Origin of the sequence: Azonexus fungiphilus (assembly GCF_003634965.1) — a bacterium.
Classification (GTDB): domain Bacteria; phylum Pseudomonadota; class Gammaproteobacteria; order Burkholderiales; family Rhodocyclaceae; genus Azonexus; species Azonexus fungiphilus.
The window spans coordinates 497,474-523,814 of the sequence record NZ_RBXP01000011.1; the positions used below are offsets into that span (position 1 = coordinate 497,474).

A 26,341-nucleotide genomic window follows, 5' to 3' on the forward strand; every position below is an offset into this window, starting at 1 on the left:
CTACCTCAGCGAGAAATCGACGCGACCGCCGGCCGCCGCGTCCTTGGCCGGCTTGCCCGGGACCAGGAAGATGCGTTCGGCCGGCACCTTGCCCTGCTCGATCAGCCAGGCCTGGACATGTTCGGCACGCTGACGGGCAAGCAGCGCCAGGTCGCCGTCGGCGGCCGGCAGGTTGGCGAGCAGCAGCTTTTCCATTTCCTCGGCCGGCAGCTCCTTCTGCAGACCGACGAAGTTGCGCGGCTTGGGGAACTTGCCGGCCTTGTACACGCGCGGCAGGTAGATCTTGTAGTCGGCCGGCGTCAGGCGCAGGCTCTCGGCCGAATCGACTTCGCCGCCCTGCTTCTGCAGGTCGGCCAGCTTCTCGCGTTGCATCGCCCGCTCCAGGGCGACGCGCTTGACGCCGTCGCGATCGATCTCGGGATCGGCAAAGCCGGCGATCTCCAGTTTCAGCGCGGCGCGCTCGTTGAGCGCGCGGGCCAGCGCCTCGAGCTTCTTCAGGCCGGCCGCGTCGAGCTGGCTGCGGCCGGGCGCGAAGGCGATCTGGGAGAGTTCCTCGCCGCCGCCGAACATCGAGCCGAGCAGCGCGAAAGGCGAAGTCACCGCCTTGACGAAAAGATTGACGATGACCTTGACGATCAACCCGCCGACCGAGAACTGCGGATCGTCGAGCGAACCGGAGATCGGCAGGTTGATGTCGATCTCGCCGCGGTTGTTCTTGAGCAGCGAGATCGCCAGATTGACCGGCAGGCTGGTCGCCTCCGGGCTGTCGACGCGCTCGCCGAAGGTCAGCTGGTCGATGAACAGCCGGTTGTCGGCGCTCAGCTGGCGGTTTTCCAGCTTGTAGGCGACGTTCAGCGTCAGCTTGCCCTTGTCGATCAGATAGCCGGCGTATTTGCCCGAGTACGGCGAGAAACCGGTCAGGTCGATACCCTTGACCTCGGCCTGGAGGTCGAGGAAGGACTGCGCCGCGAGCGGATTCAGGCGGGCGGTGACGAGCACCGGCGCCGCGCCGCCGTAGGTGCCGCGCAGCTCCATGTCGGCGGTGGTGCCGGCGGTCGACGAGAGGCCGGCGATGCGACCGGCGAGCTTGCCGACATTGACCGTGTAGTTCGGCTTGACGAAGAAGTCGGAGAAATTGACCGCGCCGTTGTTCAGCGTCACCTTGCCGATGCGGATCGGCACCGGCGGCGCGGCCGGCATCGGCGCTGCCGCTTCGGCCGCCGCCACCGGCGCCGGCGCAGGTGCCGCCTCCGGCTGGCGGACGATGTCGGCGATGTTGAGCCGGCCGTTCTGGTTGAGGATCAGGCGGGAGAAGAAGTCGCTCAGCGAGATCTCGCGGATGTCGATGGCCAGCGGATCGAGGCGGAAATCGATGCCGCCGAAGTAGAGCGATTTCCACTTCAGGAAATCGGCCTTGTTTTCGCGGTCGACCGCCAGCAGGTTGCCGATTGTCGCCGAGCCCTTGTAGCCGGCCTTCAGACGATCGCCGTCGAGGCTGAAGCTGGCCTCGCCCTGGCTCGAAAACTGGCCGCGCTGCAGGAGCACGTTGAGGAAACGCTCGGAATAGCCCTGCAGGCCATTGACCGGGATCGCCTCGGTGGTCACCTTGAGCGTCGCCACCAGCGGCACGGCGCCGACGTCGCCGCTGATTTCCAGCTTGCCCTGGCGGTTGACCGTGGACTTGATCGCCAGCGTCCCCTTCTCGCCGGGAATATTGCCGAGCCCCTCGCCGCGCAGGCTGAATCCGTCGATCTGCTGCACCGCCGCCGGGCTGACCGACTGGTCGGCGAACTTCAGGCCGAGATCGTCGACCTCGAGCAGCGCCGCCTTGGCCAGCCAGGGCTTGGCAGCCGGCGCCGGTTTCGCCGCCGCTTGCCCGGCGCGCTGCGGCGGCGTCAGCCATTCGATGGCACCGGCGGCGTTGCGGCTGAGCGCCAGGCGCGCACCGGACAGCCTGAGGACGGCCAGGTCGATGCGCTGGCTGGCGAGATCGACCCGCCCGCCCTCGAGCGCCAGCTTGCCGGCCGCCAGCCGTTCGCCGAAGGCCAGGCTGGCCGAAGCCTCGGCCAGTTCGAGCTGGCTCAGGCGCTGGTCGAGCGGCCCGAGACGCAGCGCGATTTCAGCGACCTCGCCGAGCACCGGCTGGGGACCGGATTCGTCGCGCCAGCGCAGGCGGCCGTCGCGCATGGCGAATTCGGCAAGCGACCAGACAAAGGGCTCGGCCGGCTTGGCCGGCGCCGCAGCCGGTGTCTTGCCGCCGGCGAGGCGACCGGCAACGGCGAGCAAATTCAGCTCGCCACGGCGGTCGACCGCAAGATTCAGGTCGGCGCCGTCGAGCGTCACCCGCCGCAACGCCACCCGGCGATTGAAGGGGTCGGCTTCCTCGATCTCGACCGCGAGGGATTTCCAGGCGACCAGCGGCTGGCCGTCGGCACGCGCCAGCGCCAACTGCTCGAGGCCGAGACTGCCGGCGACGACCAGCGAATTGACACCACCCGGCAGCTGGCGGAACACCGCGCGCAGACGGGTATCGAGACGGGCGCTGGCGAGGCGCAGCGGAAAGCCGTCCGGCAGGTAGGCCTGCAGGCCACCGAGGTCGAAACCGTCGAGGTCGAGATTGAGTTCGCTCTCGCGATCGTCGGCGAACGGCGTCGTCTTGCCGTCGAGATGCAGCGGCGAACCGTTGACGCTGGCCGAGAACATCGGCTGGACCAGCGCTTCGGCCTGGTAAGGCAGGCTCGAGACGAAAGGCAGCGCGAGCTGGAGGTCCTCGATCCTGTGCACGGCGGCGTGCGGCTGGTCGGTGAAGGTGATCCGCCCGCCGGCAATCTGGATGTTGTTCAGCGAGAAGCGCGGCGGCGACTGCGCCGGTTCGTCGTCGGGCTGCAGCCATTGGTCGAGCAGGTCGGAAACGTCGTAGCGCCCGTCGGCGATCCGGGTCACCGCCAGCCGCGGGCCGGTCAGGCGGATCTCGTCGACGACCAGCGCCAGCTTGAACAGCGAAGCGGCAGACAGGTTGACGTAGAGCTCGTCGAAACCGGCCACCTCGCCGCCCTCACCGCGTACCGAAACGCCGGCAACGGTGGCCGACAGCGTCAGCGGATTGATGTCGATGCGCTCGATCGCCACCTCGCGGTGCAACTGCGCCGCCAGCTGCTCGAGGAGCAGCGGCTTGAGCAGCGGTGGCAAGGCCAGGAAACCGAACAGCACCAGCGCCGCGAAGATGCCGGCGGCCCATTTTCCGCGCCGGCGGTTGCTCGCCGTATCGAGGGTGCCACGAAGCTGTGACATTTTTAACAAAACTGATTTCGAGACGTCGGACATGGTAATCTTGGCAAAAAACGGCATTCGGCCAAATCTAGCACAGCACAAGCGTGCGCAAGGCAAAACAGCAGACATGAAGTGGATTATTGACGATATCAAGCGCGGCTGGGCGCAACTGCAACGCTGGCAGACCTGGCTGACGATTTTCCTGATCGCCGGCTTCGCCTGGCTGGCTTATCTGGTCGCCAGCTACGCCTTCCGCACCGACTCGGTGCTTTCCTACCTGCACCTGACCCGCGGCAACTGCCGGACGATGAGCAACCAGCTGATCATCGCGATGTTCACCGGCATGATCTTCTTCATGCTCACCGTCGTCCTGACCATCGGCGAAGTCCAGCGCTATTTCCAGTCGCAGCAGCGCAACGCCTGGCGCGAGGCAGGACTGGCCAGGAAGTGGGGGGTCTTCTGGGGCCTGTGCGCGATCGCCATCGCCATCGCCGCACTGGTATTCTTCAAGACCAACTGCTACTAGCCCGACACCGCGTCCGACCATGCGCACCCCGAAAATCTCCGTCGTCATCGTGGACGACAACGACATGATGCGAACCGTGCTGCGCGGCATCCTGCGCGGCGAGGAATACGACGTCGTCGGCGAAGCCCGCAACGGCGCCCAGGCAGTCGAGGTCGTCGAACGGATGAAACCCGACATCGTCTGCATGGACGTGCTGATGCCGGAGAAGAACGGCCTCGAGGCGATGGCCGAGATCAAGATGAGCCGACCGGAAACCGAATTCGTCATGATCACCGGCAGCGCCGACCCGGAAACGGTTCAGGACGCGATCATGAACGGCGCTTCGGGGTTCATCGTCAAACCGTTCAACGCCGCCCGGGTCCTCGACGCCCTGAAGAAATCGGCGGCCCGCCTGCGCCAGCGGAGCTGACCCACGCCCGCGATGCCGACGCTCCACACCGACCGGCAGCAGGCGCACCCGCGGTGACCGGCCCCGAGACCACCCTGCGCCGGCGCAGCGTCTTCCTGCTCTGCGCCCTCGCTGTCAGCACCCTGGTCGTCCTGGCCACCACCTACACGCTGTGGCGCCTGCGCGCCGAGGCGATCGAGCGGCTGTTCGACACCGCCGACATGTATGCCCGCAGCTTCGAGGCGCACCTGACGCAGAATCTCAACGTCATCGGCCTGACCCTTGACCGGCTCGCCGACGATGCCGGCAGCGACGAACTGGCCCGGGCACTGCACAATGCCCCCTACCTGCGTTCGCTGTCGCGCCTCGACGGCGACGGCCGCATCGGCGCCAGTTCCAATCCGCGCAACGTCGGCATCGCCGTCGATCGCCAGGATTTCCTGCCGGCGCCGAACATTCCCGGCGCCATCCTGCGTGTCGCCCTGCCCTGGCAGGGCCGCGACTTCGCCGATGCCCGGCCGGCGACGACAGCGCAGCCGGCGGCGCCGGAGGCACTGACCCTGATCCCGCTGCTGCGCCTGGCCCCCGATGACACCGGTGCGGGGCGCGGGCTGCTGGCGGCAATCAACAGTGACTACTTCCTCAATTACTACCAGCTGAACCTTGGCAGCCAGGGCGGCAGCGTCGAACTGCTCCGCCTCGACGGCAGCGTCCTGCTGTCCACCGAGGCCGGGCGCCGCCCGGGCACCGCCAGCGACGATCAACAGCTGGCCGCGCTGATCGCCGCCGATCGCCCGGGCAGCTTCGCCCACACCAGCGACGACCGCAGCGCGCTCACCGCCTTCCGGCCGTCGCGCGACTATCCGTTCGCGATCGCCGTCCATCTCGACCGCGAGCACGGCCTCGCCTCGTGGCGGCGCGAAGCGACGCGCACCGTGATCACCGCACTGCTCGTCCTGGCCAGCGCACTGGCGGCCAGCGGCGTGTATTTCCTGCGCCACGAGAAGATCGCCCGCCAGCACGATGCCGACGTCGAGCAACTGCGGCTGCGCGGCGCCGCCCTCGAAGCCGCGGCCAACTCGATCATCATCACCGGCCCGGACGGCTGCATCGAATGGGCCAATCCGGCCTTCTGCGAACTCAGCGGCTACACCATGACCGAGATCATCGGCCGCAATCCGCGCGCGCTGATCAAGTCCGGCGTCCAGGACAGCCGCGACTACGGCGAGCTGTGGCGAACCATCCTCGGCGGCCGCGTCTGGCGTGGCGAGCTGATCAACCGGCGCCGCGACGGCTCGCATTACATCGAGGACCAGACGATCACGCCGGTGCTCGACGAAAACGGCCAGATCCGCAACTTCATCGCGGTCAAGCAGGACATCACCGCCCGCCGCCAGACCGAGCAGCGGATGGAGGAACTGTCGCGCCACCTGGTTGCCGTCCAGGAAAGCGCCCGCCGCCGCCTGGCGGGCGAACTGCACGACCGGACCAGCCCGAACCTGGCGGCGATCGGCGTGCACCTCGACATCATGGCCGACGGCCTCGACCCCGCCGCCGCCCGCGTCCTCGGCGCGCGGCTCGAGGACGTGCGGGCCCTGCTCGAGGACACCACGGCCAGCATCCGCGAGATTTCCTCCGACCTGCGCCCGCCGATCCTCGACTACGCCGGCCTGGCCGCCGCCCTCGACAGCTACCTGGCGCAGTTCCGGCGGCGTACCGGGATTGCCGTCGACTTCCACTGCCGGCAACCAGAAATCCGCCTGCCGGCGGCGACCGAATCGGTGCTCTTCCGCATCGTCCAGGAATCGCTGACCAACTGCGCCAAGCACTCGCGGGCCCGCCGCATCGAAGTCAGCCTCGACACCGGCGGCGACTGCGCCCGCCTGCGCCTGTGCGACGACGGCATCGGCTTCGACCCCGACCGCCTCGGCCAGCCGCCGCACGAAAGCGGCCTCGGCATCCTGACGATGCGCGACATGGCCGAATTCTCCGGCGGCGAGTGCCGGATCCGGTCGAGCCCGGAGCGCGGCACCTGCATCGAAGTGGACATTCCCCTCAACGGAGAAAGCGCATGAACCTCAGACTCCTGCTCGCCGACGACCACCGGATGTTCCGCGAAGCCCTGCGCGCGCTGCTCGAGCGCAATCCCGAGTTCGAGATCGTTGGCGAAAGCGGCGACGGCAACGAGATCGTCGAACTGGTGCGCGAACGCTCGCCGGACATCGTCTGCCTCGACATCGACCTGCCCGGCCTGAACGGCATCGAGATCACCCGCCGCCTCGCCGAGTCTCAGCCCAAGGTCCGCGTCATCGCGCTGTCGGTCTTTTCCGATCGCGGCTACATCACCGACATGCTCAACGCCGGCGCCGCCGCCTACGTCACCAAGGCGGCCGCCGGCGCCGAACTGCTGCGGGCGATCGATGCGGTCAGCCGCAACCGGTCCTATCTCTGCCCCGACGCCACCGACGCCGTGCGCGAGGCGCTGGTCGGGCGCAGCGACAGCGGCATCCGCCTCGGCGCCCGCGAGACCGAGGTCCTCAAGCTCGTCGCCACCGGCCTGACTTCGGCGCAGATCGCGGAAAAGATGGAAATTGCCCAGTCGACCGTCGAAGTCCATCGCCGCAACATCATGCGCAAGCTCGACGTCGACAGCGCGATCGGCTTGACCCGCTACGCCATCCGCCACGGACTGGTGTCGAGCAACTAGGTGGCGGAATACCGGTTAACAGGTATTCCATTAGTCATATCCCCGAATAGCAAGCCCCGCACGGGCTGCCTAGAATGGCGACGCGCCCAGCCCTCCAGCCGGGCGTTGTTCATTCCTTGCCATTCACCGGAAAAGCCATGCCGCCCGTTCAACCGCTCGTCACCTGGTCCAGCGACTTCAACCTCGACCTGCCCGAGATCGACGACCAGCACCGCCTGCTCGCCGACCTGATCAACAAGGTCTGGCAGGTGACCGTCGACCAGCACGCCGATCCGGCGCGGACGCTGGCGATCATCCAGGCACTCGAGCGCTACACGATCACGCACTTCACCCAGGAAGAAGTCTTCATGCGCGAGATCGACTTCAGCGGCTTCGTCGCCCACAAGCAGGCGCACCAGCAATTCATCGCGCGCATTTCCGACGAGAAGGCCAAGGTGCTTGCCGGACAGCGCCTGCACCTCGACATCGTGCACTATCTCAAGGACTGGCTGATCAACCACATTCTCGTCGCCGACCGCGAGTACGCCGTCGAATACGCCCGGCGCAAGGAACCAGCCAGCCGTCTCGGCCTGTTCTTCAAGCGCCTGTTCGCCTGAGCGCCGCGCAATGTCCGCCGAACCCACCGACGCCGCCGCGCGCTTCTCGCCGGCCGCACTGAACGCCATGGCGCGTGCCATGGACAGCCTTGAGCAAGGACATCTGTGGCTCGATCCCGACTACTGCGTGCTCGGCTACAACCGCGCCTATGAATTGCTGCTCGGCATCCGCAACGCCAGCCGCTTCCTCGGCCGGCCGTTCGCGGATGTCCTGCGGCACATGCTCGAGCAAGGCGAATTCTTCGATTGCAGCGACCATGAGCAGTTCATCGGCGAACGCATGGCGAGCATGGCCGGCGGCGAAACCTGGCGCAGCGAGCGGGTCCGCCCGAACGGCACGGTGCTGAGCATCACCGGCCGGCCGCAGGCCGATGGCGGCTACCTCTACAGCTACGTGGACATCACCGGGGAAACGCGGGCGCTCGAGGAAGTCCGGCGCAACGCCAAGGCCACCGTCGTCGCCATCGCCAATTTCTCCGAGCACCGCGACACCGACACCGGCGCCCACGTCCTCCGGGTCGCCCGCCTGGTCGGCCAGACGGCGCGCCGTCTGCAGCAGCGCGGGCTGTTCGCGAACGTCATCGACGACACCTTCATCGACTACGTGTCGACCGCCAGCATCCTGCACGACGTCGGCAAGATCGCCATTCCCGACCGCATCCTGTTCAAGGCCGGTCCGCTCACCGATGACGAACGCGAGACGATGAAGCAGCATGCGCTGGCCGGCGCCAAGATGCTCGAGCAGGCGTGCATGCTGATGCACGACAGCCGCTACCTGCAGCTCGGCTCGGAGATCGCCCTGACTCACCACGAGTGGTACGACGGCAGCGGCTATCCGGCCGGCCTGGCCGGCGACGCGATTCCGGTTTCCGGACGGATCTGCGCACTGGCCGACGTCTTCGACGCGCTCACCTCGCGCCGTCCGTACAAGCAGCCGTGGTCGACCGAACGCGCCGTGGCGCAGATCCGCAAGCAGGTCGGCAGCCAGTTCGATCCGCTGATCGCCGACATCTTCCTCGAGGTGATCGAAGCGCGCGACCGGATCAAGCTGGTCACCTGGCAGGAATCGATGAGCGTCGGCAACGTGCACATCGACGAGCAGCACCAGATCCTGATCGACACCATCAACCAGCTGGCCAGCGCCGAAATCCAGAACGACCGGACGATCATCGCGATGATCATCGACGAACTGGTGAACTACACGGTCTTCCACTTCAAGTACGAGGAACAACTGATCGAGGCCGCCGGCTACCCGGACCTCGAGAAGCACCGCCGGATCCACCAGGGCTTCGTCCGCTGGGTCAAGGAACTGCGCGAGGAATTCACCTATCACCGGCGCAACCAGCTCGGCGTGCGCATCCTCGGCTTCCTGCGCGACTGGCTGCAGGAACACATCCTCGGCGAGGACCAGCGCTACCGCGACTACATCGACGGCGTCGAGCCGCCCTTGCCGGGCCCCTAGAAGACGTTGCGCCAGGCCCGCAGGGCGGCGAAAACCTCGACTTTTTCGCGGTTGACCGCCGCCTGCGCGACGGCGGCGGCGATCACCGCCGGCTCGCTGCAGCGCAGGAAGGGATTGGTCGCCTTCTCCTCGGCCAGCGTCAGCGGCACCGTCGCCTGCCCGGCCGCCCGTAGCGCCGCGACCCGGGCGGCACGTTCGGCGAGAGCGCGGTTGTCCGGCTCGACGGCAAGCGCGAACGGCAGGTTCATCTGGGTATATTCATGGGCGCAGTAGATGCGCGTCGCGTCCGGCAGCGCCGCAATGCGCGCCAGCGACGCGCTCATCTGCGCCGGTGTCCCCTCGAACAGCCGGCCGCAGCCGGCACCGAACAGGGTGTCGCCACAGAAAAGCGCCCCCGGCGCCAGGTAGGCGAGATGCCCGAGGGTGTGCCCGGGCACCGCCAGCACCTCGACCGGCGTGCCCAGCACGTCGATGCGTTCGCCGCCGCGCAGGGGCCGGGTCGTGCCTGTGATAGACTCTTCGGCCGGCGCGTAAACGTCGCAGGACCAGCGTTCGAGCAGTTCGCCGATGCCGCCCTGATGGTCGGCATGGTGATGCGTGACGAGGATGCCGGCGAGCGTCAGGCCGAGGTTTTCCAGCCGCTCGACGACCGCTGCCGCCTCGCCCGGATCGACGACGAAAGCCTGCCGGCCGCGCTGCAGCAGCCAGATGTAATTGTCCTTGAAGGCGGGAATGAGCGAGATGTCGAACATGCCGGAACTATCGAGCCAGAGCGCCCGGATGTCAAACACCGGGCTCGACGCCTGGCTCGCCTCGCCGCAGGGGCGCTACGTGCTCGACTGGGAAAGCCAGCGCATCGACGAGACGGTGCCCGACATCTTCGGCTTCAACGCACTGCAGATCGGCCTGCCCCAATGCGACCTGCTGCGCGCCAACCGGATGGCGCTGCGTGCGCGCATCGGCGGCGGTGCGCCGGTCGCCGTCAACTGCCTGCCGACGGCGCTGCCGATCGCCAACCAGAGCGTCGACCTGGTGATCCTGCCGCATGTCCTCGAGTTCGCCGACGACCCGCACCAGATCCTGCGCGAGGTCGAGCGCATCCTGATTCCCGAGGGCCAGCTCATCGTCACCGGCTTCAACCCGCTGTCGCTGTGGGGGCTGCGCAAGCAGACCCGGCGCGGCGGCGGCTTCCCGTGGAACGGCAGCTACCTGTCGCCGCTGCGCCTGAAGGACTGGCTGAAATTGCTCGGATTCGACGTCGACCGTGGTGATTTCGGCTGTTACGCGCCGCCCTGCGAGCAGCAGAAATGGCTGCAGCGCTGGCGCTTCACCGAAACCGCCGGCCGCCGCTGGTGGAAATTTTCCGGCGCCGTCTATATGCTGCGCGCCGTCAAGCGCGTGCACGGCATGCGCCTGATCACCCCCAACTGGCGCAAGAAGGCCTTGCGCGCCAAGGCCTTGCGGCCCGTAGCACAAAAGGAAATCCATGGCGACTGACAGCGTCGACATCTACACCGACGGCGCCTGCCGCGGCAATCCCGGCCCCGGCGGCTGGGGCGCAATCCTGCGCGCCGGCGGGCACGAGAAGGAACTGTGGGGCGGTGAGCCGGCCACCACCAACAACCGCATGGAACTGATGGCGGTGATCCGCGCCCTCGACGCCATGAAACGGCCGGTCACCGCGCGCGTGCACAGCGACTCGCAATACGTGCTCAAGGGCATCAGCGAGTGGATCCACGGCTGGAAACGCAACGGCTGGAAGACCGCCGACAAGAAGCCGGTGAAGAACGCCGACCTGTGGCAGCAACTCGACGAGCAGGCCCGCCGCCACCAGCTACAGTGGATCTGGGTCAAGGGCCACGCCGGCCACCCCGAGAACGAGCGTGCCGATGCGCTGGCCAACCGGGGCATCGACGAACTGAAGAAGGAAGGCGCATGAGACAGATCGTCCTCGATACCGAAACCACCGGCCTGAGCCCGCGCGACGGCCACCGGATCATCGAAATCGCCTGCATCGAGATGGTCAACCGCCGGCTGACCGGGCATCACCTGCACAAGTACATGCACCCGGAACGCGAGATCGACGCCGGCGCCCAGGCGGTGCACGGGATCACCCTCGAATTCCTGGCCGACAAGCCGAAGTTCGCCGACATCGCCGACGAGTTCCTCGAGTTCATCAGCGGTGCCCAGCTGATCATCCACAACGCCCCCTTCGACCTCGGCTTCCTCAACGCCGAGCTCGACCGGCTCGGCCGGGTGCCGGTCGAAACCGTCTGCAACGGCGTCATCGACACCCTGCGCGAGGCCAAGGAACTGCACCCGGGCAAGCGCAACAGCCTGGACGCGCTGTGCGAACGCTACGAGATCGACAACTCGAGCCGGACCCTGCACGGCGCCTTGCTCGATACCGAACTGCTGGCCGAGGTCTATCTGGCGATGACGCGCGGCCAGAACGCACTGATGATCGAGCCCGACGAAGCCCCGCGCGTGCTCCTCGGCGCCGACGGCAAGGCCCGCCAGCGCAAGCCGCTGCTCGTCCGCCGCGCGAGCGAAGCCGAACTGGCCGAGCACGAGCGGATGCTGGCGGCGATCGACAAGGAATCCAAGGGCGCCTGCATCTGGTTGCCCAAGCCGGCCGCCGACGCCCCCGCCTGACCGGCCCGCCGATGCTGCCGCCCTTCCTGCTGCTCTGGCTGGTCGCCGAACTGACCGCCTACTACCTGCTCTACCGAGGCCCCCTGGCCCTCGCCGGCGGCGCTGCCGTCATCGCCGCGCTGGCCACGCTGCTGCTCGGCCGCGCCTGGCAGAACGCGCTGACCTGGCTGCTCGCGGCCCGTCACCGTTCACCCGGACCGACGCCGGGACCGGCGATCGTCGTCGGCGAGTATCTTGCCTTCCTGTTCACCTTCCTGGTGCTGCTCCCGTTCGAGCGCCTGTGGATGCCCCCCGACCGTCTCGCCGCGGGCCGCCGCGTCGTCCTGCTGGTGCATGGCTACGGCTGCAGCCGCGGCGTCTGGTGGCTGCTGCGCCGGCGGCTCGAAGCGGCCGGCTGCACCGTCGCCACACTCAGCCTGTTTCCGCCGTTCACCAGCATGGGCCGCATGGTGCCGCAACTGCACGCGCGCATCGAAGCGGTCTGCCGCGCCACCGGCGCCGAGCGCCTGACCCTGGTCGGGCACAGCATGGGCGGCCTGATCGCCCGCTCCTGCCTGGCCCGTCACGGCCACGCGCAGGTCGCTAAACTGATCACGCTGGCGACACCAAACGCCGGCACCGAACTGGCCCGCTACGGCATCGGCCAGAATGCCCGCGAGATGCGCCCCGCTTCGCTGTGGCTGCACGACATGGCCGGCGAAGCGCCGGGCGTGCCGACGCTGGCACTGCGCAATCCCTGCGACAATTACGTGATGCCGCAGGACAACCAGACCCTGCCCGGGGCCACCAACGCCGACCTGCCGCCGGTCGGCCACCTGGCCATGCTCTATGACCGCCGCGTCGCCGACATCGTCGTCGCCGCCTGTACCGAAGGAAATGCCCGCCGATGACCGTGATCGCCGATAACGCCCGCGCGCAAGCGCAGGACCTGCTCGATTTCATCGATGCCAGCCCCAGCCCCTGGCATGCCGTCGCCAGCTGCCAGGCCCGCCTGCAGGCCGCCGGCTACCAGCGCCTGGAAGAGTTCGAACGCTGGCAGCTGCAAGCCGGCGGCCGCTACTACGTGACCCGCGGCGGCTCCTCGATCATCGCCTTCGCCGTCGGCAGCCAGCCGCTGCTCGACACCGGCCTGACCATGGTCGGCGCCCATACCGACTCGCCCGGCCTGCGCCTCAAGCCGAAGCCGGCCGAGGAAAGCGCCGGCCTCGTCCGGCTCGGCGTCGAAGTCTATGGCGGTCCGATCCTGGCCACCTTCGCCGACCGCGACCTGAGCCTGGCCGGCCGCGTCATGCTGCGCAACGCCAGCGGCATCGAAAGCCGGCTGGTGCACCTCGAAGCGCCCTGGCTGCGCCTGCCCAACCTGGCCATCCACATGAACCGCGAGGTCAACGAAAGCGGTCTCAAGTTCAACAAGCAGAGCGAACTGCCGCCGCTCCTCGGGATCGCCGACGGCACCCCGGCCGAGGCCCGCTTCCGCCGGCCGCTGGCCGAGGCGCTCGGGGTCGCGGTGGATAGCCTGATGACCTGGGAACTGGCCGTCTGCGACACGCAAAAAGGGGCTTTCTGGGGCGTCGACCGTGAATTTCTTGCGGCCGGACGACTCGACAACCTGGCTTCCTGTCACGCCGCGCTGAGCGCCCTGCTGGCCGTCGGGCAGCCGGCGCAAACCTGCCTGGTGGCGCTCTTCGACCACGAGGAAGTCGGCTCGGAAAGCGCCGCCGGCGCCGGCGGCAGCCTGGTCGGCGACGTCCTGCAGCGGCTCGCCGGCTGCTTCGCCCTCGACGCCGAGGACCTGCGCCGGGTCCTGGCGCGCAGCTTCTTCATCAGCGCCGACATGGCCCATGCCTGGCACCCGAACTTCCCGGCCGCCTACGAACCCGCCCACCGCGTGCTGGTCAACGGCGGCCCGGTGATCAAGTGCAACGCCAACCAGCGCTACAGCACCGGCGCCGACACGGCGGCGCTGTTCATGGCCATTTGCGAGCAGGCCGGCGTCCCCTGCCAGCAGTACGCCCACCGCACCGATCTCGGCTGCGGCAGCACGATCGGCCCGATCGTCGCCGCCCGCCTCGGCATTCCCAGCGTCGACGTCGGCTCACCGATGTGGGCGATGCACAGCATCCGCGAAAGCGCCGGCGTCCTCGACCATGCCTGGATGATCGCCGCGCTGACCGGCGCCTTCAGGCTGTAGCGCCGCTCCAGGCGTCGATCCAGCGTTGCAGCTCGGCCGCCGGCAGCGGCCGGCTGAACAGGTAGCCCTGCATCACCGGACACCCGCGCTCGGCCAGGAAGGCACGCTGGATCTCGTTCTCGACGCCTTCGGCGACGACGTCCATGCCAAGGTCGCGAGCCAGCGACAGGGTCGCCATCGCGATCGCCACGTCCTCGAGATCGTCGGGCACGTCCTTGACGAAGCTGCGATCGAGCTTGAGCCGGCAGATCGGCAAGCGCTTCAGGTAGGCCAGGCTGGAATAGCCGGTGCCGAAATCGTCGAGCGCCAGGCGGATGCCGAGTTCGCAGAGCGCATTCATGCGCGCCAGGACTTCCGGCGTCGGCTGCATCAAGGCGCTTTCGGTCAGCTCGAGTTCGAGCTTGCGCGGATCGGCGCCAGTCGCCGCAAGGATGCGCCGGACGCTGTCGACGAAACCGCTCTGGCAGAACTGCAGTGCCGAGATGTTCACCGCCATCACCAGGTCGCGCCCCTGCGCCTGCCATTGCGCCAGCTGGCGGCAGGCGGCGTCGAGCACCCAGTCGCCGAGCGGGACGATCAGTCCGCTTTCCTCGGCAACGGCAATGAACTGCACCGGCTGGAGCATGCCCAGTTCGGGATGCTGCCAGCGCACCAGGGCTTCGCAGCCGAGCAGCCGGCTGTCGCCGGCGGCGACCTGCGGCTGGTAGTGAAGGACCAGTTCGTCGCGCTCGATCGCCCGCCGCAGCGCATTCTCGAGCATCAGCCGTTCGAGCGCATGGACGTCCATTTCCGGCTTGAAGTAGTGGTAGGTGTTGCGCCCCTGGTCCTTGGCGCAATACATCGCGACGTCGGCGTGCTTGAGCAGGGTGCTGACATCATCGCCATCGCCGGGGTAGACGGCGATGCCGATACTCGCCGAGACGGTCAGCTCGTGCCCTTCGATCAGCATCGGCGACTGCAGCGCGCCGATCAGCTTGCGCGCCACCACCGCCGCATCCTCGGCATGGTCGAGCCGGGGCAGCAGGATGACGAACTCGTCGCCACCGAGACGGGCGAGGAAATCGTTCTCGCGCAGACAGGCGCTGAAGCGGCGGGCAACGCCGGAGAGCAGCTGGTCGCCGACCGGGTGGCCGAGCGAATCGTTGACCGACTTGAAATGATCGAGGTCGATGAAGAGTACCGCCATGCACTCGCTCTGCCGGGCGGCACTACGCAGTTCGAGCTGGGCCCGGTCGCTCCACTGGGTGCGGTTGGGCAGGCCGGTAAGCACGTCGTAGTGGGCGAGGAAGGCGATGTGCTCCTCGGCAGCCCGGGCTGCGGTGACGTCCTGTGCGGTGCCGCGCAGGCGGACGCCGTCGTCGCGCAGATCGCTCTCGATGCGGAAATGCAGCATCGTGCCGACCGGTCCCGGACCGGCCAGGCGGCAGTCGAAGGATGCCTGGCCCGGTTCGCGACTGAGCTGCTCGATGGCATTGTGCAGCGCCGCCCGGTCTTCCGGATGCACGCGGGCGACCAGATCGAGCGGCCGCACCGGTTCGTCGCGGCCGAGGCGCATGATGCTGCGCAGCTCGTCCGAACAATGGCAGCCACTCTCGCCGGGCAGCAGCTCCCAGCTGCCGAGACGGGCAATGCGCTGGGCCTGGCTGAGCTCCTCCTGCTGTTCGGCAACCTTGCGCCCGGCATCGGCAAGCTGGCGGGTGCGCTCCTCGACCAGCCGTTCGACGCGCCGCGCCCGACCGCTGGTCAGCAGCAGGAAGGCGCCGAGCACGGCGGTGCTGAGCAGGCCGACCGCCAGGGTCAGCCAGACGCCCCAGCTGCGCAGCGAGGCCATGTAGTCGTCGGTGGCGGCGACGCGCAACAGCCAGTGGCGGCCGGCAAAGCCGATCGACTCCTCGCGGTGCAGGCGGCGCTCGACCCAGCCGGCAGCCTCGCAACCGGCCGGTCCGTAGAGCCGCTGGACGCTGTCGTCGTGATCGAGATCGACCAGGCAGACAGCCAGCCCGTGGTTGATGTTGCCGACCAGCGTCGAATTGAGCACGTCGTCCATCCGGAAGACGCCGGAAATCATCCCGATCTGGCGCACCGGCATGCCGGCAAAGACCGCGTGATAGACAACGACGCCGCGCTGCTCGCCCTGCTCCTGGACCAGGCGGATCGACGCCGACGCCACCGGCAGCCGGGTCTCGCGGGTGCGCCGGGCGGCCTGCGCGGTCTGTTCGAGGACCAGCGGGTCGAGGCCGAGCACGCTGCGGTTGCTGGCCAGCGGCTCGACGTAGAGCAGCGGCAGGTATTCGGGGCGGGTCTCGGCGACGTAAGTGCGCCCGGAGGCTTCGCGGCCGAGAATGGCGAAATTCTCGTTGCCGGCAGCCCGGACCCGGGCTTCGAAGGCGCTGCGCTCGCGCTCGAGGACGAGCGGGCTCCAGCCGAAGTTCTGCGTTCCCGGATAGCGTTCGAGCAGCGGCGTCACGTACTCGCGCCAGACTTCGGCATCAAGCGCCGGATGCACCGTCGCCAGGCGTTCGAGCGCCAGCATCTGGTCGAGTTGCGCGTCGAAACGCTTGCGCACCAGACTGCCCAGGTGTTCGGCGTCGCGGTTGAGCTGGCCCTGCAGGCGCCGCGCCTCCCAGTGGCTGACCTGGACGAAGGTGGCGGCGAGCACGCCGAGGGCGATCAGCATCGGCACGCTGACGGTCAGCCGACGGGACCGCCATTCGCTCGCCGGCAGCCCGAAGAAGACGAGCAGCAGCGGCACCATGATGAGCACGCCGAGGGTGTCGCCGGCCCACCAGTTCATCCAGACGAAGGCGCTATCGTCGCTGGCGACGCCGCCCATCAGCGACAGCGCGAGGGTGCCAAGGGTCGGGCCGACCAGGCAGCCGACCGGGGCGATGACGAAGACGAAGCGGATGATGCTCTCGTGGCTGTCGAGCGGATTGTCCGGCCCGAGCAGGCGGCCGGCCAGCCAGTGGCCGAAGGCGCCCTGGAGGACGGCGCCGATCGCCGGCAGCAGCAGCATCGGCCAGACGGCATCGGCGAAACCGCTCTGCGTCGCGGCCGCGATCTGGACCGCCAGCGAGCCGGCAAAAATGCCGAAAAGACAGCGTCGACCGTGAACCAGCAGCGCCGCCAGCGCGATCCCTGCCGGCGGAAAGAGCGGCGCGGCGTAGCCGGGCGGCACGGCAATCTGCAGCGCCAGCCAGCCGGTCAGCGCGTAAATCAGGGCAAGCAGGAAATTGCCGCGAAGAAAAACAGACATCAAAACCCTGTAACAATTATGCAACACCAGCCGGATTATAAGGGCGTCGGCCGGCGATGCCGCCGGCAAGCGATCAAATAAGCCTGTCGCCGCACCGCCTGCGACAATCCGCCGCAGGTCCGCGACGCGCACCCGGCGCGGCAAATCGCCGATAATCCAGCGATGCCATTCATCGTCCCCACCGCCGACAGCAAGGAATACCTGCTCAACCTGCGCCGCCTGTTCGGGCTGCGCTGGGCGATGCTGGTGCTGATGGCACTGCTCGTCCTGATCGTGCCCGGGCTGCTCGGCATCGCCCTGCCGCAGTCGGTGATGCTCGCCATCCTCGCCATCGGCGCCCTGCTCAACGCCCTCGGCCACTGGTTTGCCGGCCGCCAGCGGACGGCGACGGCGAACGAGTTGTGCAGCCAGCTGATCATCGACATCGCGACGCTGTCGGCGCTGATCTTCTTCAGCGGCGGCGCCACCAATCCGCTCGTTTCCCTGCTCCTGCCGCCAGTCGCCATCGCCGCCCTCGGTCTGCCGCGCCGCCAGGTGATCGTTGTCGGCGCCAGTGCCGTCGCCGCCTATTCGCTGCTGATGCTGTTCTACCTGCCGCTGCCGATCGCCGACGCCAGCCGGGCAACGCAGCTGCACCTGGTCGGCATGTGGCTGACCTTCGCCGTGTCGGCGCTGCTGATCGGCTGGGTCATCCTGCGCATGAGCCAGGCCATTCGCCGGCGCGATGCCGAACTGGCGGCGGCCCGCGAGCAGGCGCTGCGTGACGAGCGAGTCACCGCGATGGGCACGCTGGCCGCCGGCGCCGCCCACGAACTGGGCACCCCGCTGGCGACGATGGCGCTGCTCGCCGGCGAGCTGGCCCAGGACCAGCGGTTGCCGGCCGACGCCCGCGACGACATCGAACTGCTGCGCCGGCAGATCGCCGCCTGCAAGGAGATCATCACCGGCCTGTCCCGCCGTGCCGGCGCCGAGCGCCTTGAAAATGCGCGATTTCAGCCGGTCGACCGTTGGCTCGATGCGCTGCGCCAGAAATGGCACGCCCTGCGCCCGCAACCGGGCAGCCGGCTGGTCGTCGCCAGCGACGGCGAGGCGCCGGGGATCGTCGCCGATCCGCGCCTCGAGCAGGCCCTGCTCAACCTGCTCAACAACGCCGCCAACGCCTGCCCGCAGCCGCTGGAAGTCCGCCTGGCCTGGCACAGCCGCGACATCGAGATCGAGATCCGCGACCGCGGCCCGGGCTTTCCGGCCGAGGTCATCGCCCTCTGCGGCAAGGACAAGCTGCCGGCGCACGACGGTGGCTGCGGCGTCGGCCTGCTCCTGACCTGCTCGGCGATCGGCCAGCTCGGCGGCCGCCTGAGCCTGGAAAACCCCGAATCCGGCGGCGCCCTCGCCCGCATCAGCCTGCCCATCGAGAAGCCATGACCCAGCCCATCCTGATCATCGACGACGACCCGACCTTCAACGCGATCCTGGCGCGCACGCTGAACCGTCGCGGCCATCCGGCGATCGGCGCCGAAGACGGCGACAGCGCGCTGCAACTGGCCGCCACGCACCAGCCGCGGCGCATCGTCCTCGACCTCAACCTCGGCGGCGTCTCCGGCCTGTCGCTGATTCCGCGCCTGCTGGAAATCTGCCCGCAGGCCCGCATCGTCGTCCTCACCGGTTACGGCAGCATCGCCACCGCGGTCGAGGCGATCAAGCGCGGCGCCACGCAATACCTGGCCAAGCCGGTCGAGATCGAGGCCATCCTCGCCGCCTTCGACGATGCCGCGATGACCGACGACGAGGCGACGCCGGACGAACCGCTGTCGATGGACCGGCTCGAATGGGAGCACATCCAGCGCGTCCTCAACGAGCACGCAGGCAACATCTCGGCCACCGCGCGGGCGCTCAAGATGCATCGGCGGACGCTGCAGCGCAAGCTGGCCAAGCACCCGGTACGCAGCTGAAGACTGACAGGTTTGTAAGTAGAGGCAAACAACTCTTATACTGCGGCGGCCACACCAAGCGCTTGCCCGCCAAGCACTCCGCCATTTCAAGGGCCGGATTCCCCGTCCGCCCGACCAACCAGGAGTCCCCATGGCCCCGACAACGATCCAGATGATCGGCGCGACCCTGTTCGCGATCGCGATCCTGCACACCTTCTCGACCAAGTATTTCGAACAGCTGGCGCATCGACGCCCGCAGCATGCCGGACTCTGGCACCTGCTCGGCGAAGTCGAGGTCGTCTTCGGCTTCTGGGCCGGCGTGCTCTTCCTGTTCATGGTTCTGACCGAAGGCAGCCAGAGCGCCATCGCCTACATCGACAGCCGCAACTACACCGAACCGATGTTCGTCTTCGCGATCATGGTTGTCGCCGCGAGCCGGCCGGTGCTGCGCTTCGCCTCGACGATCGTGGACATGGTCGCCCGCTACACGCCGCTGCAGGGCACGGTGTCGACCTACTTCACGATCCTCGCGGTGGTGCCCCTGCTCGGCTCGCTGATCACCGAGCCGGCGGCGATGACGCTGGCCGCGCTGATGCTGCGCGACCGCTACTACCAGCACCAGCTGTCGCGCAAGCTGATGTACGGCACGCTCGGGACGCTGTTCGTGAACATCTCGATCGGCGGCACGCTGACCAACTTCGCCGCGCCGCCGGTGCTGATGGTCGCCGCCACCTGGAACTGGGACAGCTGGTTCATGCTCAGCCACTTCGGCTGGAAGGCAGCGGTCGCGACGCTGATCAACGCCATCGTCGTCACCCTGATCTTCCAGAAGGAGTTGCGCGCCCTGCCCGAACCGCCGGCGACCGAGGCGGACAGCGAGCGGCAGCCCGGGCTGATCCTCGCCATCCACCTGCTGCTGCTCCTGGTCATCGTCGTCTTCGCCCACCACCCGCCGATCTTCATCGGGGCCTTCCTGGCCTTCATGGGCATCGCCTCGGCCTACCCGCAGTTCCAGGAACGGCTGATCCTGCGCGAAGGCCTGCTGGTCGCCTTCTTCCTCGCCGGCCTGGTCATCCTCGGCGGTCTCCAGGCCTGGTGGCTGCAGCCGCTGCTCGGCAGCATGACCCCGACCACCGTCTATTTCGGCGCCACCGCGCTGACCGCGATCACCGACAACGCGGCGCTGACCTACCTCGGCTCGCTGGTCGAGGGACTGTCCGACGAGTTCAAGTACGCGCTGGTCGCCGGTGCAGTCACCGGCGGCGGCCTCACGGTCATCGCCAATGCGCCCAACCCGGCCGGTTTCTCGATCCTCCGCCGCCACTTCAGCGACGGCGCGGTCAATCCGCTCGGCCTGTTCGTCTCGGCGCTGCCGCCGACGCTGGTCGCGATCCTCGCCTTCCAGCTGCTGTAAACGGCGACAGGCCCGGCGGCGCGTCAGCGCCGGCCGGGCCTGTCGGTGGCATGCTAACGCTCAGTGGTGGTGCTGGCCGTGCTGCATCGGCGCCGCCGCCGGCATCGCGGCCGGCATCACCTTCTGTACCTTGACCTCGACCACCTTGCTGCTGCCGTCGTCGAAGCCGAGGGTGATCGGCACCACCTGGCCCTCGCTCAGCGGCGCCTTCATGTCGATCAGCATCACATGCAGGCCGCCCGGCTTGAGCACTGCTTCGCCCTTGGCCGGAATCTCGATCGCCGGCACCTGGCGCATGCGCATCACGCCGTTGTCGTTGATGTGGTTGTGCAGTTCGGTCAGGCGCGACGCGGGGTTTTCCGCCTTGACCAGCTTGACCGCCTTGGCGCCGCCGTTCCTGAGGACCATGAAGGCACCGGTTGCCGGCGCGTTCGGCGGCGCCAGGCGGACGTAGGGTTCATGGACGACGACATCGTCGGCGGCGCCGGCGAATGCGGCGGTCGACAGGCTCAGGGCGGCAAAAATCACGGACAGGCGTTTCATCGGAACAGCTCCTCAGGGTTGGTTCAGGTACTGGCGGATCAGCGCGGCCACCTGGTCGGGCGGCGTGCCATGCGCCATGCGGGCGAGCAGCCGGCCGTCGGGGCCGACCGCGAAGGTTTCGGCGGTGTGGTCGACGATGTAGGCATCGTCCTTGCCGCCCGGCTGGCGCTGGTAGAAGACGCCGTAGCGGCCGGCCAGCTCGCCGAGTTCGGCCGGGCTGCCGGTGACGCCGACGAAGCCGGGATCGAAGAAGGCAACGTAGGTTTTCAGGTGTTCCGGCGTGTCGCGCTGCGGATCGACCGAAATGAAGACGACCGCGACGCGCGCCCGCTCTTCCGGGGTCAGTTGCGCCAGGCCGGCGGTCAGCGCGCTCAAGGTGGTCGGGCAGATGTCGGGGCAATAGGTGTAGCCGAAGTAGAGCAGCGTGACGCGGCCGCGGAAATCCTTCAGCGACACCGGACCGTCGGCCGACTGCAGCGTGAATTCGCCGCCCGCCGGCAACGTCGGCGGTGCCGCCGGGGCCGGGGCGTCGGGCTGCCAGAGCACGGCGACGCCGACGATGACGGCAACCAGGACGGCGACGATGGCAAGCAGCAGGCGTTCGGAGGACATGTCGGATCAGCCGGTGACGAAGCGGAAGGGAACGGCGATGCGGGCATCGGCGGTCTCGACCAGCACCGTCGCCTGCCAGGTCATGTGGCCGGTGATGCACACCGGCAGCGTCGCCTCGCCGGCGAAGACGCCCGGCGCGCGCTCGGCGAGCAGCGGGCGGTTGTAGCCCATGTCCATGTCGACGCCGGCAAAATCGACCTCGACCCGGCGCGCTCCGGGCACCTCGACCTTGAATTCGAACGGGCGGACCAGCGGGATCGGCGTGCTGCCCGCGGCCACCGTCATTTTTGCCCCGTTCGGCAGGTCGACCGTGCACGCGCTGCGGGCCAGGCTGCAGGCCGGATCCGGTTCGACCGTCAGGTCGGCCTTGGGGAGCAGCATCGGCGACAGCTTGTAGCCGACCAGCACGACCAGCGCGATCAGCAGCACGCCAATGATGTCGATGAGGATTTTCCTGTTCACGGGTTTCCTTGGTGATGCGTCCGCCGCCCGGTCGGGGCCGGCGGGCGGGGTCGATTGTGGCACGGAGCGTTAGCGGCGGCGCTGCGGCAAATTGTCGCAGCCGGCGCGACCGACGCTTCGGCGAATGCTAATATTCGCGCTCCCGACGCCCCATTGATCCGGATCAATTCGTGAACAAGCTTTTCGCTGCCTGCATTTTTGCTGTTTTTTCGTCGTTGACCGTGGCCGCCGACGCGCCGCAACCCGAGGCCTTCTTCGCCGCCACGCTGGCCGATCCGGACGACAAGCCGGTGGCCCTTGCCAGCTTCCGCGGCAAGCCGCTGGTGGTCAATTTCTGGGCCCGCTGGTGCCCGCCCTGCCGGGCCGAGATCCCGGAACTCAACGCTTTCCGCAAGGCCCAGGCGGGCAAGGTCGAGGTCGTCGGCATCGGCATCGAGGACGACGCGCCGGCGGTCAAGGCCTTCGTCCGCGAATACGCGATGAACTACCCGGTGTTCCTCGCCCGCAACCAGGGCCAGCCGCTCATGCAGGCGCTCGGCAACCGCCGCGGCGGCCTCCCGTACACGCTGTTCATCGACCGTCACGGCCGTGTTGTCGGCCACAAGCTCGGCCTGCTGCGCAAGAGCGACCTCGACAACATCCTGCCGCAACTGCTGGCGCCCTGACCCCGGCAGCTCAGGAACGCTCGCGGGTCAGCAGCATGCTGATGCCGACACCGATCGGGATCAGCGGCCACCAGGTGCCGATCAACTCGAAGAGGTTGACGTGGAAGAGGTCGAGGTTGGCGCCCAGCGCGACAACGCCGACGACGATCAGGACGATGGCTGCGACGTTTCCCTTCATGCGGGCTCCCTGGTTCAGGCGCGACGGACGCCGACGACGCCCTCGACTTCGTGGATCAGCGTCAGCGTCCGCTGCAGCTGCCGGAGGTTGGCGATTTCGACGGTGAAGCTCATGTGCGCGTTGCCGTTGCGCGACTGCGTATTGACCCCGACGACATTGAGCTTCTCGCGGGTGAAGATTTCCGAGATGTCGCGCAGCAGGCCCTGGCGGTCGTGCGCATCGACGACGATGTCGCAGGCGAAGACGCCGCTGGTCTCGCCGCCCCAGTCGGTCTCGATGACCCGCTCCGGGTGCAGCGCGGCGAGGTTGGCGAAGTTGCTGCAGTCGGCGCGGTGGATCGAGATGCCCTTGCCGCGCGTGATGAAGCCCTGGATCTCGTCCGGCGGCGCCGGCTTGCAGCAGCGCGCCAGTTGCGTCAGCAGCTTGTCGACGCCGACGATCAGGATGCCCTGGTTGCCCTCGACCGGCTTGCGCGGCTTGGTCGCCACCGCATCCGGAACGAGCGCCTCGGGCGACGGCTCGCCGCGCAGCAGCGCCTGGAACTGGCGCTGGTTGAGATCGCCCCGGGCGGCGGCGATGTAGAGGTCGTCGGCCTTGGCGAAGGCCATCCGGCGCGCCAGGTCGTCGATGTTGGCACCAGTCTGGCCGGCCCGCTGCAATTCCTTGGCAACCAGCGCCCGGCCTTCGGCCAGGGTTTCTTCCAGGGCCAGCGTCGAGAACCAGTTGCGCACCTTGGTCCGCGCGCTCTTGGTGTGGATGTAGCCGAGCGCCGGGTTGAGCCAGTCGCGCGACGGACCGCCGAGCTTGGCAGTCACCACCTCGACCTGCTGCCCGGTCTCCAGCGGCGTGTTGAGCGGCACCAGCTGGCCGTCGACCTTGGCGCCGCGGCAACGGTGGCCGAGGTCGGTATGCACCCGGTAGGCGAAATCGACCGGTGTCGATCCCGACGGCAGGTCGACGACGCGGCCCTGCGGCGTCATCACGTAGATCGTCTCGTCGAGCGCCGCCTGCTTGTAGTGATTGACCCAGTCGGAGCTGTCGGCGACCTCGTTCTTCCAGGTCAGCAGCTGGCGCAGCCAGGCGATCTTCTCGTCGTAGGCATCGGCGCCCGGCGCCTTGCTGCCTTCCTTGTAGCGCCAGTGGGCGGCAACGCCGAGCTCGGCGTGGCGGTGCATTTCCCAGGTACGGATCTGGATTTCCAGGCTGCGCCCGTCCGGACACTGGACCGCGGTATGCAGCGAGCGGTAGTGGTTGCCCTTGGGATTCGAGATGTAGTCATCGAATTCCTTGGGAATCGGCGCCCACAGGTTGTGCACGATGCCGAGCGCGGTATAGCAGTCCTTGACGTCGTCGACGATGATGCGCAGGGCGCGCACGTCGTAGACCTCGGAGAAGTCGACGCCCTTCTTGCGCATCTTGTTCCAGATGCTGTAGATGTGCTTCGGCCGGCCGTAGATCTCGGCCTGATGGATGCCGGCGGCCGCCAACTCGCTGCGCACGCGGGCCACCGCGTCGCTGATGAAGGCCTCGCGCTCGCTGCGCTTCTCGTCGAGCTGCTTGGCGACGGTCTTGTAGATGTCGGGATGGATGAAGCGGAACGACAGGTCCTCGAGTTCCCACTTCAGCTCCCAGACGCCGAGGCGATTGGCCAGCGGCGAATAGAGTTCGAGCGTCTCGCGCGCCACCTGGACGCGCAGTTCGTCCGGTGTCGCCGCGTAGTAGCGCAGCGTCTGCGTCCGGCTGGCCAGGCGCAGCAGGACGACGCGGATGTCCTCGACCATCGCCAGCAGCATCTTGCGCAGGACCTCGACCTGGGCGCGCATCTCGGCCGGATTGTTCTCGCCGGCCTCGATGTCGACGGCGACGAAGCCCTTGGCGATCGGCCGCAGCCGGTTCAGGCGGAAGATGCCGTGCACCAGGTGGGCGGCCGGCTTGCCGAATTTCTCCTCGATCAGCGCCAGGCCGTGCTCGTCCTGTGACGGAATCGCGAAGAGCACCGCGGCAATCCGCGATTCGACGTCGAGCTTGAGGCCGGCAATGATCACCGCCATGCCCAGCGCATGCGACCAGACGCGTTCGCCACTGCCCAGCGTGCGCTCGCCGTAGGCCTCCCAGGCATAAGCGACGGCATCGTGCAGGCGCTGCACATCGGGCGCCGGCAGCCCCGCCGAGAGGACCGTGAGGAACTGTTCGAAATCGCTCTGGGCGGCGACGGAATGGACGACTGAAACCATGGCCGCGATTATAGGTCGCCCCCATCAGGAATGACAGCAGGGAACACAAGCCCTTACAGATGGTCACAGGCAGAGACAGCAAGACTTTCGAGCCCGCGACTTCACCATGGATTACCATCGGGGTTTACCCCAATCCCCGCTCCCTGCAAACTGTGGGACCGTGGACAACGTTATGTGCCGTATCGGCCCGAAAGCCTTTGGCCACAAGCCGAAATGGCAAGCCCACACCTTTCACGTCACCCGTAAGGAGAAAACATGAAGAAAATCACCGTACTGGCATCCGCACTGGCCATCATCGGCACGCTTGGCGCCACGCCGGCGCAAGCCCAGCAGAAATTCGTCACCATCGGTACCGGCGGCGTGACCGGCGTGTACTACGCAGCCGGTGGCGCCATCTGCCGCCTGATGAACAAGGATCGCGCCAAGCACGGCATCCGCTGCTCGGTCGAAAGCACCGGCGGTTCGGTCTACAACGTGAACACCATCAAGGCCGGCGAACTCGACTTCGGCGTTTCCCAATCCGACGTCCAGTTCAATGCCGTCAAGGGCCTGGCCCAGTTCAAGGACGGTGGCGCCATGGGCGACCTGCGCGCTGTCTTCGCACTGCATCCGGAACCGCTGACGATCGCTTCGCGCAAGGAAGCCAACGTCGCCAAGTTCGAGGACTTCAAAGGCAAGCGCTTCAACATCGGCGTCCCGGGCTCCGGCCAGCGCGCCACCATGGAAGTCCTGCTGCCGGCGATCAACATGAAGACCAGCGATTTCTCGCTGGTTTCCGAACTGAAGCCTGACGAGCACGGCGCTGCCCTGTGCGACAACAAGATCGACGGCTTTGCCTTCGTCGTCGGCCACCCGGCTGCCAACATCCAGGACGTCACGACGACCTGCGGTGCCAAGCTGGTCAGCGTCACCGGCGCCGGCGTGGACAAGCTGATCGCCGCCTATCCGTACTATGCCAAGGCGACCATCCCGGGTGGCATGTACGCCAACAACCCGAACCCGACCACGACCTTCGGCGTCGTCGCCAGCATCGTCTCGTCGGCCAAGGTGCCGGATGACGTCGTCTACACGATGGTCAAGTCGGTCTTCGAGAACTTCGAAGAGTTCAAGAAGCTGCACCCGGCTTTCGGCAACCTCGACCCGAAGAGCATGATCAAGGACGGTCTGTCGGCGCCGCTGCACAACGGTGCGGTCAAGTACTACAAGGAAAAGGGCTGGATGTAATTCCGCTCCGGGCCGGCATCGTCCGGGCGT

At 67.7% G+C, this 26,341-nt stretch carries 24 protein-coding genes; 16 read left to right on the forward strand and 8 right to left on the reverse strand.

The genetic code is table 11. From position 1 onward, the window contains the following. Positions 1-3,291 (reverse strand): DUF748 domain-containing protein, encoded by a 3,291-nt coding sequence (locus DFR40_RS05175; protein WP_170160160.1) that lies wholly within the window; start codon positions 3,289-3,291, stop codon positions 1-3. Between the two features lie 106 nt (positions 3,292-3,397). Between DFR40_RS05175 and DFR40_RS05180 the strand changes: the two genes are divergently transcribed. The 6 genes from DFR40_RS05180 (at position 3,398) to DFR40_RS05205 (ending at position 8,949) form a co-directional block, all read left to right on the forward strand. Next, on the forward strand, positions 3,398-3,796 hold the full coding sequence (locus tag DFR40_RS05180) for a hypothetical protein (protein WP_121457389.1): 399 nt from the start codon (positions 3,398-3,400) through the stop codon (positions 3,794-3,796). 19 nt (positions 3,797-3,815) lie between these two features. Then, positions 3,816-4,205 carry a response regulator gene (locus DFR40_RS05185; protein ID WP_121457390.1) on the forward strand — a complete coding sequence of 130 codons (390 nt, stop codon included), beginning with the start codon at positions 3,816-3,818 and terminating at the stop codon, positions 4,203-4,205. Positions 4,206-4,258: 53 nt separating this feature from the next. Then, the gene (locus DFR40_RS05190) at positions 4,259-6,259 is read left to right on the forward strand and encodes a PAS domain S-box protein (RefSeq protein ID WP_121457391.1); all 2,001 of its coding nucleotides are present in this window, start codon (positions 4,259-4,261) and stop codon (positions 6,257-6,259) included. Next, positions 6,256-6,891 (forward strand): response regulator, encoded by a 636-nt coding sequence (locus tag DFR40_RS05195; RefSeq protein WP_121457392.1) that lies wholly within the window; start codon positions 6,256-6,258, stop codon positions 6,889-6,891. The genes DFR40_RS05190 and DFR40_RS05195 overlap by 4 nt, the downstream gene beginning before the upstream one ends. Before the next feature lie 137 nt (positions 6,892-7,028). Further along, positions 7,029-7,487, forward strand: coding sequence for a bacteriohemerythrin (locus tag DFR40_RS05200; RefSeq protein WP_170160161.1), 459 nt, complete (start codon positions 7,029-7,031; stop codon positions 7,485-7,487). Between the two features lie 10 nt (positions 7,488-7,497). Continuing rightward, a complete protein-coding gene (locus DFR40_RS05205) occupies positions 7,498-8,949 on the forward strand; it encodes a bacteriohemerythrin (protein ID WP_121457394.1) in 1,452 nt (483 codons plus the stop codon). Here the strand turns inward: DFR40_RS05205 and gloB are convergent. Further along, the gene (gene gloB / locus DFR40_RS05210; protein WP_121457395.1) at positions 8,946-9,701 is read right to left on the reverse strand and encodes a hydroxyacylglutathione hydrolase; all 756 of its coding nucleotides are present in this window, start codon (positions 9,699-9,701) and stop codon (positions 8,946-8,948) included. The genes DFR40_RS05205 and gloB overlap by 4 nt on opposite strands. A 28-nt stretch (positions 9,702-9,729) precedes the next feature. On the opposite strand from gloB, the gene DFR40_RS05215 reads away from it, so the two are divergent. The 5 genes from DFR40_RS05215 to DFR40_RS05235 are packed head-to-tail and all read left to right on the forward strand — an operon-like array spanning position 9,730 to position 13,795. After that, positions 9,730-10,446 (forward strand): class I SAM-dependent methyltransferase, encoded by a 717-nt coding sequence (locus DFR40_RS05215; RefSeq protein ID WP_121457396.1) that lies wholly within the window; start codon positions 9,730-9,732, stop codon positions 10,444-10,446. Continuing rightward, positions 10,436-10,888, forward strand: a complete 453-nt coding sequence (gene rnhA / locus DFR40_RS05220) for a ribonuclease HI (protein WP_121457397.1) — start codon at positions 10,436-10,438, stop codon at positions 10,886-10,888. The genes DFR40_RS05215 and rnhA overlap by 11 nt, the downstream gene beginning before the upstream one ends. Further along, entirely contained in the window at positions 10,885-11,604 is a 720-nt protein-coding gene (gene dnaQ / locus DFR40_RS05225; protein WP_121457398.1) for a DNA polymerase III subunit epsilon, read from the forward strand. Before rnhA ends, dnaQ begins: the two co-directional genes overlap by 4 nt. A gap of 11 nt (positions 11,605-11,615) precedes the next feature. Continuing rightward, positions 11,616-12,494, forward strand: coding sequence for an esterase/lipase family protein (locus DFR40_RS05230; protein ID WP_121457399.1), 879 nt, complete (start codon positions 11,616-11,618; stop codon positions 12,492-12,494). Further along, positions 12,491-13,795, forward strand: a complete 1,305-nt coding sequence (locus tag DFR40_RS05235; RefSeq protein ID WP_121457400.1) for a M18 family aminopeptidase — start codon at positions 12,491-12,493, stop codon at positions 13,793-13,795. Before DFR40_RS05230 ends, DFR40_RS05235 begins: the two co-directional genes overlap by 4 nt. Here DFR40_RS05235 and DFR40_RS05240 read toward each other — a convergent pair. Beyond that, on the reverse strand, positions 13,785-17,051 hold the full coding sequence (locus DFR40_RS05240) for an EAL domain-containing protein (RefSeq protein ID WP_121457401.1): 3,267 nt from the start codon (positions 17,049-17,051) through the stop codon (positions 13,785-13,787). The genes DFR40_RS05235 and DFR40_RS05240 overlap by 11 nt on opposite strands. A 162-nt stretch (positions 17,052-17,213) precedes the next feature. Between DFR40_RS05240 and DFR40_RS05245 the strand changes: the two genes are divergently transcribed. The 3 genes from DFR40_RS05245 (at position 17,214) to DFR40_RS05255 (ending at position 20,393) form a co-directional block, all read left to right on the forward strand. Beyond that, the gene (locus DFR40_RS05245) at positions 17,214-18,473 is read left to right on the forward strand and encodes an ATP-binding protein (protein ID WP_121457402.1); all 1,260 of its coding nucleotides are present in this window, start codon (positions 17,214-17,216) and stop codon (positions 18,471-18,473) included. Beyond that, on the forward strand, positions 18,470-19,000 hold the full coding sequence (locus tag DFR40_RS05250) for a response regulator transcription factor (protein ID WP_121457403.1): 531 nt from the start codon (positions 18,470-18,472) through the stop codon (positions 18,998-19,000). The genes DFR40_RS05245 and DFR40_RS05250 overlap by 4 nt, the downstream gene beginning before the upstream one ends. A gap of 130 nt (positions 19,001-19,130) precedes the next feature. Further along, positions 19,131-20,393, forward strand: a complete 1,263-nt coding sequence (locus DFR40_RS05255; protein WP_121457404.1) for a putative Na+/H+ antiporter — start codon at positions 19,131-19,133, stop codon at positions 20,391-20,393. A 60-nt stretch (positions 20,394-20,453) separates the two neighbouring features. Here the strand turns inward: DFR40_RS05255 and DFR40_RS05260 are convergent, their stop codons facing one another. The 3 genes from DFR40_RS05260 to DFR40_RS05270 are packed head-to-tail and all read right to left on the reverse strand — an operon-like array spanning position 20,454 to position 22,010. Next, a complete protein-coding gene (locus tag DFR40_RS05260; RefSeq protein WP_121457405.1) occupies positions 20,454-20,936 on the reverse strand; it encodes a copper chaperone PCu(A)C in 483 nt (160 codons plus the stop codon). 12 nt (positions 20,937-20,948) lie between these two features. Next, on the reverse strand, positions 20,949-21,548 hold the full coding sequence (locus DFR40_RS05265) for an SCO family protein (RefSeq protein ID WP_121457406.1): 600 nt from the start codon (positions 21,546-21,548) through the stop codon (positions 20,949-20,951). Positions 21,549-21,554: 6 nt separating this feature from the next. Beyond that, positions 21,555-22,010, reverse strand: a complete 456-nt coding sequence (locus DFR40_RS05270; protein ID WP_121457407.1) for a hypothetical protein — start codon at positions 22,008-22,010, stop codon at positions 21,555-21,557. Between the two features lie 170 nt (positions 22,011-22,180). Between DFR40_RS05270 and DFR40_RS05275 the strand changes: the two genes are divergently transcribed. Beyond that, positions 22,181-22,675 carry a TlpA family protein disulfide reductase gene (locus DFR40_RS05275; protein ID WP_121457408.1) on the forward strand — a complete coding sequence of 165 codons (495 nt, stop codon included), beginning with the start codon at positions 22,181-22,183 and terminating at the stop codon, positions 22,673-22,675. Positions 22,676-22,685: 10 nt separating this feature from the next. Here DFR40_RS05275 and DFR40_RS17125 read toward each other — a convergent pair whose 3' ends face one another. Together DFR40_RS17125 and DFR40_RS05280 are read right to left on the reverse strand one after the other, a co-directional pair. Continuing rightward, positions 22,686-22,853 carry a LiaI-LiaF-like domain-containing protein gene (locus tag DFR40_RS17125; RefSeq protein WP_170160162.1) on the reverse strand — a complete coding sequence of 56 codons (168 nt, stop codon included), beginning with the start codon at positions 22,851-22,853 and terminating at the stop codon, positions 22,686-22,688. 14 nt (positions 22,854-22,867) lie between these two features. Further along, entirely contained in the window at positions 22,868-25,087 is a 2,220-nt protein-coding gene (locus tag DFR40_RS05280; RefSeq protein ID WP_121457409.1) for a RelA/SpoT family protein, read from the reverse strand. Between the two features lie 255 nt (positions 25,088-25,342). Between DFR40_RS05280 and DFR40_RS05285 the strand changes: the two genes are divergently transcribed. Further along, a complete protein-coding gene (locus DFR40_RS05285) occupies positions 25,343-26,311 on the forward strand; it encodes a TAXI family TRAP transporter solute-binding subunit (RefSeq protein WP_121457410.1) in 969 nt (322 codons plus the stop codon). The last annotated feature ends 30 nt before the right edge of the window (positions 26,312-26,341 follow it).